The sequence below is a fragment of the Streptomyces sp. NPDC030799 genome (assembly GCF_055572255.1).
On record NZ_JBVIDS010000015.1, the window covers coordinates 270,107 to 278,189 of the forward strand.

Consider the following 8,083-nt stretch of genomic DNA (forward strand, 5'->3'; position numbering starts at 1 on the left):
CATGAATGGATCGGTCGGCAAACCTGTGCATCTGGCGGTCTACGACACCCTCGCCGACTGGGAGACGGGGCACGCGACCGCGTATCTCGCGCGCGCCGGGTACCGGATCCGCACCGTGGGCCCGCGCCGTGAGCCGGTCGTCAGCATCGGCGGGCTGCGCATCCAGCCCGACCTCGCACTCGGCGACCTCCGCCCCGAGGACAGCTCGCTGCTGATCCTCCCGGGCGCCGACCTCTGGGACGCGTCGGACGACCTCGCCCCCTTCGCCCGGACCGCCCGCGCCTTCCTGGACGCCGGTGTGCCCGTCGCCGCGATCTGCGGCGCCACCGCCGGCCTCGCGCGCGAGGGCCTGCTCGACGACCGCGCCCACACCAGCGCGGCCTCCTTCTACCTGGCAGCGACCGGTTACGCGGGCGCCGGGCGGTACGTCGAGGCGGACGCCGTGACCGACGGCGGTCTGATCACCGCGGGACCCACCGAGCCCGTCGCCTTCGCCCGGGAGGTCTTCCGGCTCCTCGGGGTGTACGAGGGCGAGGTGCTGGACGCCTGGTACCGGCTGTACCACGACTCCGACGCCGAGGCGTACGCCGTTCTGCAGCAGGCCCGCGCCCGGTGAGCCGGGAACGTCAGGAACTGCTCAGCCGCAGCGCCCTCGGTGTCTTCCGCCTCAACGGGCAGTTCCTCTCCGTCGCCGAGGAGCTGGCCCGCCCGGCCGGGCTCACCGCCGCCTGGTGGCAGGTGCTCGGTGCGGTGCTGGGCGAGCCGCTGCCGGTGGCCGGGATCGCGCGGGCCATGGGCATCACGCGGCAGAGCGTGCAGCGCGTCGCCGATCTGCTCGTGCAGCGGGGTCTGGCCGAGTACCGGCCGAACCCGGCGCACCGGCGGGCAAAACTCCTCGCGCCGACCGGACAGGGGCGAGCGGCCGTGGCCCGGATCGGCCCCGGGCACGCGGCCTACGCGGACCGGCTGGCGCAGGCCATGGGGGAGGACGCACTCGCCGAGGCGGTGCGGCTGCTGGAACGGTTGTCGGAGGTCCTGGACGAGCTGGGCAGGCCTTCCCCCGCTCCCGGCTCCGCTGCAGCGGGGGCGCCCCCGCCGCCCCCGTCGGAACCGTAGACATCGGAACGGTGGACAGAGGGCCGCGCGGCTGCCTCGGGGACCGGATTATTCTCGGTTCGCCGCACACGTCTGCGTGGTGCGGACCGGGTCTATGGGGGAGGGTGGGGCGGCCATGGAGACGCTGGCGGCGGGGGATCCGCAGCACATCGGGGGCTACCGGCTGCTGGCGCGGCTGGGCGCGGGCGGCATGGGGCAGGTCTATCTCGCCCGGTCGGACCGGGGCCGTACCGTCGCCGTGAAACTGGTCCGCGAGGAACTCGCCGCGCAGGAGGAGTTCCGGGCGCGGTTCCGGCAGGAGGTGCAGGCCGCGCAGCGGGTCGGCGGGTACTGGACCGCGCCCGTGCTGGACGCCGACACCGAGGCGGCGGTGCCGTGGGTGGCCACCGGATATGTCGCCGGGCCGAGTCTGCAGCAGGTCGTCGGGCGTGATCACGGCGCGTTGCCGGAGCGGTCCGTACGGATTCTGGCGGCCGGGCTCGCGCACGCGTTGCAGGACATCCACGCGGCGGGGATCGTGCACCGGGATCTGAAGCCGTCGAACGTGCTGGTGACGATCGACGGGCCGCGTGTCATCGACTTCGGGATCGCGCGGGCGCTGGAGACGACCTCGCTGGGCGGGCAGGAGCTGACGCAGACCGGGTCGCTCGTCGGATCGCCCGGGTTCATGGCGCCCGAGCAGGTGCGCGGGGACCGGATCACTCCGGCGTGCGACGTCTTCTGCCTCGGGTCCGTGCTCGCGTATGCGGCGACCGGGGCGATGCCGTTCGGGACCGCCAACAGCGGGGTGCACGCCCTGATGTTCCGGATCGCTCAGGAGGAGCCGGATCTGGCGGGGGTGCCGGAGGGGATCGCCGACCTGGTGCGGGAGTGCCTGCGCAAGGATCCTGGGGCCCGGCCGTCGCTGGATGCGCTGCTGGAGCGGACCGGGGCGGAGGACACCGTGACCGGGGGGCGGTCCCGGGACCCCTGGCTGCCGGGGGCATTGGTCGCTCAACTCGGGCGGCACGCCGTGCAGTTGCTGGAGGTCGAGGATCCGGAGGGCAGGTCTTCGGGTGCGGACGCGCCGTCGACGGGTGCGGGGAGTTCCGGTGGCGGCGGGGCGGCGTTCGTGGGTGCGGGGGGTGCTGCTCCGGGGAGCGGCACGGGCGGGGCGTCGCCCGAGCATGCTGCTGTTTCCGATGCGGGGGCGGGGGCCGGTGCCGGTGTGCATCAGGTGCCCACCGTCGTGTCGGGGCAGGCTCCGCCGCCGGTGCCTCCGGTGGCACCCGGGTTCGGGTACGGGCATGCGCAGCAGCATCCCCAGCCGGCTGCCCAGTCGTATCCGCAGTCGTATCCCCAGCCGGGCGGCGCCTACGGGTACCCGCCGCAGTCGTACCCCCCGTACGGCGGCGGGCCCGGATCCACGCCGCCGTACGGGCCGTCGGCGCTCGGTGGGGCGCAGGAGCCCGAGCGGCGCAGTGGGCGGTCGACCGCGCTGCTCGTCGTGATCGCGCTGGTGGTGGCGCTGGGCGCGGGCGGCTCGGTGTATGCGCTGATGAACGGCGGTGGCGGGCACGACAAACAGGGCGGCGCGGTCGGTTCCGCGCCCGCCAAGGGCTCCGGTGCGCCCGGCCCGGCCGAGCCGACGCCGTCCGTCTCCGCCTCCGTCTCCGCATCCGCCCCCTCGAACGGGGCGATTCCGGAGGCCTATCTGGGCACCTGGGGCACGACGATCGACAACGCCAACGGGACCAACACCCGCCGGCTGACCATCCGGCAGGGCAAGGTGGGCGACAGCGTGCTGACGCTGGTGGCGGACGGGCCGACGGAGGGCGGGGGGACGTACCACTGCGTCTTCGAGGCCACGCTCGACCAACCGCCCAGCGGCAACGGGCCGTTGGAGATCGGGCCGTCCACCGTCACCAGCGGCGAACCCGCCTCCTCCTGCACCCCGGGCGAATCCACCGAGGTCACCCTGCTGCCGGACGGCAGCCTGAGGCGGGCGAAGGCGGACGGGGGAGAGAGCCTGACGTACACCAAGCAGTGATCAGCGCGGCTCCGGGGGCCGTTGCCGCGGCATGTTCGGACGGGAGCCGTTGGCCGGCGGCAGGGGGAAGCGGCTGCCGGAATTCCCCGCCTCCTGGCGCGGGACGTACGCCACCGCCGCCTGGATGCCCAGCGGGGCGGAACCCGTGCGGAACTCCACCATCCAGTCGGTCGTCTCCGTGCGCACCAGCTCCGTGACGTCCTCGGTGAACCGCCGCAGCACCCCCAGGCACCGCTCGGCGGCCTCCCCGGCCGTGCCCTCGGCCGGACCCAGCACCTCCCGGATGCTCTCGGAGGCCCAGTCGAACTGCAGCACCTGCAGCCGCCGCTGCACGGCCTGCGCGGTGGCCACGTCCCGCATCCAGCCGGACGTCACCCCGAAGTACCGGTCGACGCCGACACAGGCGACCGCGAGCAGCAGCGCCACACAGCCCCAGGGCGCCACCCCGTCGGCCGCTCCCGCCAGGTCCAGCAGCGGCAGCGCGGCACCGGTCACCGCGCCCGCCGCCGCACCCGAGCGCAGCACCCGGGCGGTGCGCCGCTTCCACACCCGGTCCCGCAGATACCAGGACGCCGTCTCCAGAGCCCCGCGCTCCACCCATCGGTACAGCTCGTCGAGCCGCTCGGCGGGCTCCCCCCAGTCCCCGAGCGGAAAGGCCCGCCCGCTCAGATCGCCCGGCCGCAGCCCGGCCGCACCCTCGCCCCGCCCGTCCTGTGGCGGACCCTCGGGCTGCATCTCCGGCTGACCCACCCGGCACTCCCTACTGATCACTGATCACGACCGGTCACGTTGCGTGACATACCATGCCGATTCCATGCCGACGCGCGGCACCTTTCCTACCGCCCAATGGGTGGCGAAGAGGGAGCTTTCCCGGCTTTTCCGCTCGGAAGAGGGCCTTGATCAGGTATAGGGCTACCGTTGTTCTCACTCGAAAGAGTGGCGGGGCGATGGGGACGTGGACCACGTAGGCTCATGCTCAAGGAGAAGAACGTAGAGGAGCTGATCGTGATCCCCGGTGGTGGCCAGCCCAACATGCAGCAGTTGCTCCAGCAGGCCCAGAAGATGCAGCAGGATCTGCAGCGGGCGCAGGAGGAACTCGCGAACACGGAGGTCGACGGGCAGGCGGGCGGCGGTCTGGTGAAGGCCACCGTGACCGGCGCCGGTGAGCTGCGCGCGCTGAAGATCGACCCGAAGGCGGTCGACCCCGAGGACACCGACACGCTCGCCGACCTGATCGTGGCGGCCGTACAGGCGGCCAACGAGAACGCGCAGACGCTGCAGCAGCAGAAGCTCGGCCCGCTGGCCCAGGGCCTCGGCGGCGGCACGGGCATCCCCGGTCTGCCGTTCTGAGTCCGGGCCAACTACGGTACGTACCGAAAGGTCTTAAGGAAGGGCAGTCCGGTGTACGAAGGCGTGGTCCAGGACCTCATCGACGAGTTGGGGCGGCTGCCCGGCGTCGGTCCCAAGAGCGCGCAGCGGATCGCCTTCCACATCCTGCAGGCCGAGCCGACGGACGTGAAGCGGCTCGCGCAGGCGCTCCTGGAGGTCAAGGCGAAGGTCCGCTTCTGCGCGACCTGCGGCAATGTGGCACAGGAGGAGCTGTGCGGCATCTGCCGTGACCCGCGCCGTGATCCGTCGGTCATCTGCGTGGTCGAGGAGCCGAAGGACGTCGTCGCCATCGAGCGCACCCGCGAGTTCCGCGGCCGTTACCACGTGCTCGGCGGCGCCATCAGCCCGATCGAGGGCGTGGGTCCCGACGACCTGCGTATACGAGAACTTCTCGCACGGTTGGCCGACGGGACGGTCACGGAGCTGATCCTGGCGACGGACCCCAATCTGGAGGGCGAGGCCACGGCCACCTACCTCGCCCGCATGATCAAACCCATGGGCCTGAAGGTCACCCGCCTGGCCAGCGGCCTCCCGGTGGGTGGCGACCTGGAATACGCGGACGAGGTCACCCTCGGCCGCGCCTTCGAGGGGAGACGACTCCTAGATGTCTGACGCCACACTGCACGACTCGACGCAGAACCCGGACGATTTCGTGGTCCAGATCGCGGACCAGGTCGAGAGCTTCCTGGTGGCCGTCACGGAGGTGGCGAAGGGCGACGAGCCCGGCTCGACCGTCCCCTTCCTCCTCCTGGAGGTCTCCCAGCTCCTGCTGGCGGGGGGCCGGCTGGGCGCCCACGAGGACATCGTCCCCGAGGAGCGCTACGAGCCCGACACGGGGCCGGACGCCGACGTGGACGAACTCCGCGAGAACCTGGCTCGTCTCCTTGAGCCCGTCGACATCTACTCCGAGGTCTTCGACCCGTACGAGCCCCGCAAGGCGCCGGTCCCGGCCCGGATCTCCGACGACCTCGCCGACGTCATCACCGACCTGCGCCACGGCATGGCCCACTACCGTGCGGGACGCACCACGGAGGCCCTGTGGTGGTGGCAGTTCTCCTACTTCTCCAACTGGGGCCCCACGGCCTCCGCCGTGCTGCGCGCGCTCCAGTCCGTCCTCATCCACGTCCGCCTCAACCAGCCCCTGGAGGAACTGGACGGTCTGGACACCGACCAGCCCGCCATAGGCGACGAGACCCTGGAGTTCGAGGCGGGCCGGGTCATGGCCGAGGAGATCGGCGCACCGCTGGGGATCCAGCCGGGGAAGTGACGCCTCAGAGCCGCTTGGCCGCCCGCAGTCCCTTCGCATAGAGGCCGTTGCCGTCCAGGCGGGCCGAGCCGCCGTGGTCGCCGAAGGTGGGGCCGCCTGCCGATGCGCGGCTGGAGACGAAGCGAGGGTGGCCGTCGTCGTCCAGGCCGAGATAGATGCCGACCTGGTCGAGGCGGTGGTCCTGACGGTCGGCGGTGGCGAAGAAGACGAGGTCGCCCGGCTGGAGCCTGCTCAGCGCCGCGGGGGTGCCCGTGCCTCGGAGCACCGGGACGCCGGGGCCGTGCGTGGCCATCGCGTCGGCGGTGCGGGGAAGGCCCGGGCCCTTGTCGTCCCGGCCGAGCAGCGGGTAGCCCTCTCGGTAGCCGTAGACGAGCCGTACATAGCCCGACGGGCCCACGGTGCCGTAGCGCGCCTTGTCGGGGTGCACCGTGTGACCGTCGGGGAAGGTCCAGGGGATGCCCAGATACTGGTAGAAGTCGGAGCTGGGACGGGTGGTCCCCGCGTTGTCGTCACCGGCTGTGCCGTACGTCGCCGCTCCCGCGTACCGGACGCCCTTCGCGTCCTTGAGGGGCTTCTCTCCCGCCCGGTACTGCAGGGCCGCGGCGAGGACGTCCGGCTTGGTGCTGCCGCGGTTGGCGCGCAGCCAGTCGGCGAACCACTTCGACCGTTCCTGGCCGGCCGCCCATGGGCGCGGCATCAGGCGTACCCAACTGTCCGTGATCACATGTGACGTGGTGGTCCGCGGCTCGGTGAAGGTGCGGCCGGGCCCGGTGAGGACGGCGGTGCGGGCCCCGTCCGTGAGGGTGGCGACCACGGCGCCGGAGCCGTCCCGGACGACGGTGCGGGCGGGGTCGGCGAGGCGGTCGTATTGGAGGCCCCGGGCACGGGCGGGGGGCAGCCGGTCCTGGCCGGAATCGGCCGTGCGGGCGGCGGCCGGGCCGCCGGCGGTGCGCAGCTGGTGGGTGACCACGCCGGCAGCGAGGGCCACGGCTGCGAGAAGGGCGAGAGAGAGCCGTTGGTTCCGCTTGCGTCGGGCGGCGGGGGCGGCGGCCATGGCAGGTGGGGATTCCCTTTCGTCTGGGGACAGCAGGCGCTTCGAACGCCGGATCGGATACCGGGCCACGTGCCGGTCACGTGGCGGGTGGCATACCGGCTTACAGGCCGGGCAGTGCGCCCAGGAGGACGCCCGTGGTGAGGACGACGTACGCGCCGAGGGTGACCGTGGACGTGGCCACGAGGGTGGCGCGGGGCGGCTGGCGGACCAGCTGGTAGGCGACGAGGCCCGGCACGATGTAGCCGAGGGTCTGGTGACCGAAGAGGTACGGGAACTTGTACTGGAGGAGCAGGAAACACGTCGCCTGGATCAGCACCCCGCACAGCACCACCGCCGCGAACAGCCGCTTGCCGTAGAGGATCACGACGCCCTGCATCAGACGCGTGCAGCCGTACGTCAGGACGGTCACCCCGATCACCATGAGGAACAGCCGCCAGTTCCCGACGAGGATCAGCGCCAGCCAGCCGGGGGTGATCATGCCCCCGGGGGAGAGGTTGGTGGTGAGGTAGCAGATCAGGGAGAAGAGGAGCCCGAGCGTGATGCCGATCGCGGCCATGTCCGGGCTGAGGTGGACGGGGGTCACTGGTCGTTGTCTCCGGTGCGCTGAGCGGGAAAGCGGGACATGCCGGGGGCGGCCGACCCGGTGCCGGCGGAGGGGAGTTGGGCGAGGCGTTCCAGCAGCAGCTCGCCCTGTCCGTGGATGTTGCCGATGGCGACGAGGGACGCGTCGCCGTCCAGGGCGGCGAGCAGGTCGGCGGTGAGGCTGTCGGGGTCGCGGTCGTCGCCGCCGAGGTCGACGATCCGTCCGCCCCAGCCGCCGGGGATGCCCTCTCGGGCGCTCTTGGTGGGATGGCCGATCAGGAAGACCGTGTCGGGGGCCAGCTCGGGGATGATCTGGCCCATCTGGCCGTTGCGTTCGACGCGGTCGGGGCGGCAGTTGATGACCACGTGCAGGGGGCGGTGGATCGCCCCGAGGTCGAGGAGCTGGTTGACGTTCATCAGCGTCGACTCGGGGTCGTTGGCCGCGAACACGTTGGCGAAGGCGAGCGTGCCGCCCTGCGGCGTGCGGTACTTCTCGACGGAGAGGACACCGGGGTCCGGCGGGGCGTCGTACATGCCCTGCAGGGCCGTCTCGCGGTCCACGCCGAGGAGTTCGGCGACGGCGAGGGCGATGGCCACGTTCTCCTTGAAGGTGAACCAGCTGAAGCCGCGCAGCTCCTCGTCGGTG

Annotated in this window: 9 protein-coding genes and 1 pseudogene; 6 read left to right on the forward strand and 4 right to left on the reverse strand. The window is 72.3% G+C overall.

Translation table 11 applies throughout. The annotated features are described in order from the left end of the window. Position 1 precedes the first annotated feature (1 nt). The 3 genes from ACZ41I_RS33475 to ACZ41I_RS33485 all read left to right on the forward strand — a co-directional run bounded on the left by ACZ41I_RS33475 (position 2) and on the right by ACZ41I_RS33485 (position 3,145). Positions 2–616 (forward strand): type 1 glutamine amidotransferase family protein, encoded by a 615-nt coding sequence (locus ACZ41I_RS33475; RefSeq protein ID WP_468320721.1) that lies wholly within the window; start codon positions 2–4, stop codon positions 614–616. Next, complete coding sequence (locus ACZ41I_RS33480; RefSeq protein WP_468515813.1) at positions 613–1,116, forward strand: MarR family winged helix-turn-helix transcriptional regulator; 504 nt, start codon at positions 613–615, stop codon at positions 1,114–1,116. Before ACZ41I_RS33475 ends, ACZ41I_RS33480 begins: the two co-directional genes overlap by 4 nt. Before the next feature lie 115 nt (positions 1,117–1,231). Next, complete coding sequence (locus ACZ41I_RS33485; protein ID WP_468515814.1) at positions 1,232–3,145, forward strand: serine/threonine-protein kinase; 1,914 nt, start codon at positions 1,232–1,234, stop codon at positions 3,143–3,145. Here the strand turns inward: ACZ41I_RS33485 and ACZ41I_RS33490 are convergent, their stop codons facing one another. Continuing rightward, a complete protein-coding gene (locus ACZ41I_RS33490) occupies positions 3,146–3,895 on the reverse strand; it encodes an SLATT domain-containing protein (protein WP_399766184.1) in 750 nt (249 codons plus the stop codon). 255 nt (positions 3,896–4,150) lie between these two features. Here ACZ41I_RS33490 and ACZ41I_RS33495 point away from each other — a divergent pair, with 255 nt between their 5' ends. The 3 genes from ACZ41I_RS33495 to ACZ41I_RS33505 are packed head-to-tail and all read left to right on the forward strand — an operon-like array spanning position 4,151 to position 5,801. Continuing rightward, complete coding sequence (locus ACZ41I_RS33495) at positions 4,151–4,495, forward strand: YbaB/EbfC family nucleoid-associated protein (RefSeq protein ID WP_399767219.1); 345 nt, start codon at positions 4,151–4,153, stop codon at positions 4,493–4,495. A 51-nt stretch (positions 4,496–4,546) separates the two neighbouring features. Next, entirely contained in the window at positions 4,547–5,146 is a 600-nt protein-coding gene (gene recR / locus ACZ41I_RS33500) for a recombination mediator RecR (RefSeq protein ID WP_030342446.1), read from the forward strand. Further along, the gene (locus tag ACZ41I_RS33505) at positions 5,139–5,801 is read left to right on the forward strand and encodes a DUF5063 domain-containing protein (protein ID WP_363216167.1); all 663 of its coding nucleotides are present in this window, start codon (positions 5,139–5,141) and stop codon (positions 5,799–5,801) included. Before recR ends, ACZ41I_RS33505 begins: the two co-directional genes overlap by 8 nt. A 4-nt stretch (positions 5,802–5,805) precedes the next feature. On the opposite strand, the gene ACZ41I_RS33510 is transcribed toward ACZ41I_RS33505, so the two are convergent. The 3 genes and pseudogenes from ACZ41I_RS33510 to ACZ41I_RS33520 form a co-directional block, all read right to left on the reverse strand. After that, complete coding sequence (locus tag ACZ41I_RS33510) at positions 5,806–6,855, reverse strand: NlpC/P60 family protein (RefSeq protein ID WP_468515815.1); 1,050 nt, start codon at positions 6,853–6,855, stop codon at positions 5,806–5,808. Between the two features lie 100 nt (positions 6,856–6,955). After that, the gene (locus ACZ41I_RS33515) at positions 6,956–7,438 is read right to left on the reverse strand and encodes a poly-gamma-glutamate biosynthesis protein PgsC/CapC (RefSeq protein WP_363216169.1); all 483 of its coding nucleotides are present in this window, start codon (positions 7,436–7,438) and stop codon (positions 6,956–6,958) included. Further along, positions 7,435–8,083, reverse strand: a pseudogene (locus ACZ41I_RS33520) (poly-gamma-glutamate synthase PgsB); the annotation flags it as partial. The gene ACZ41I_RS33515 and the pseudogene ACZ41I_RS33520, both read right to left, overlap by 4 nt.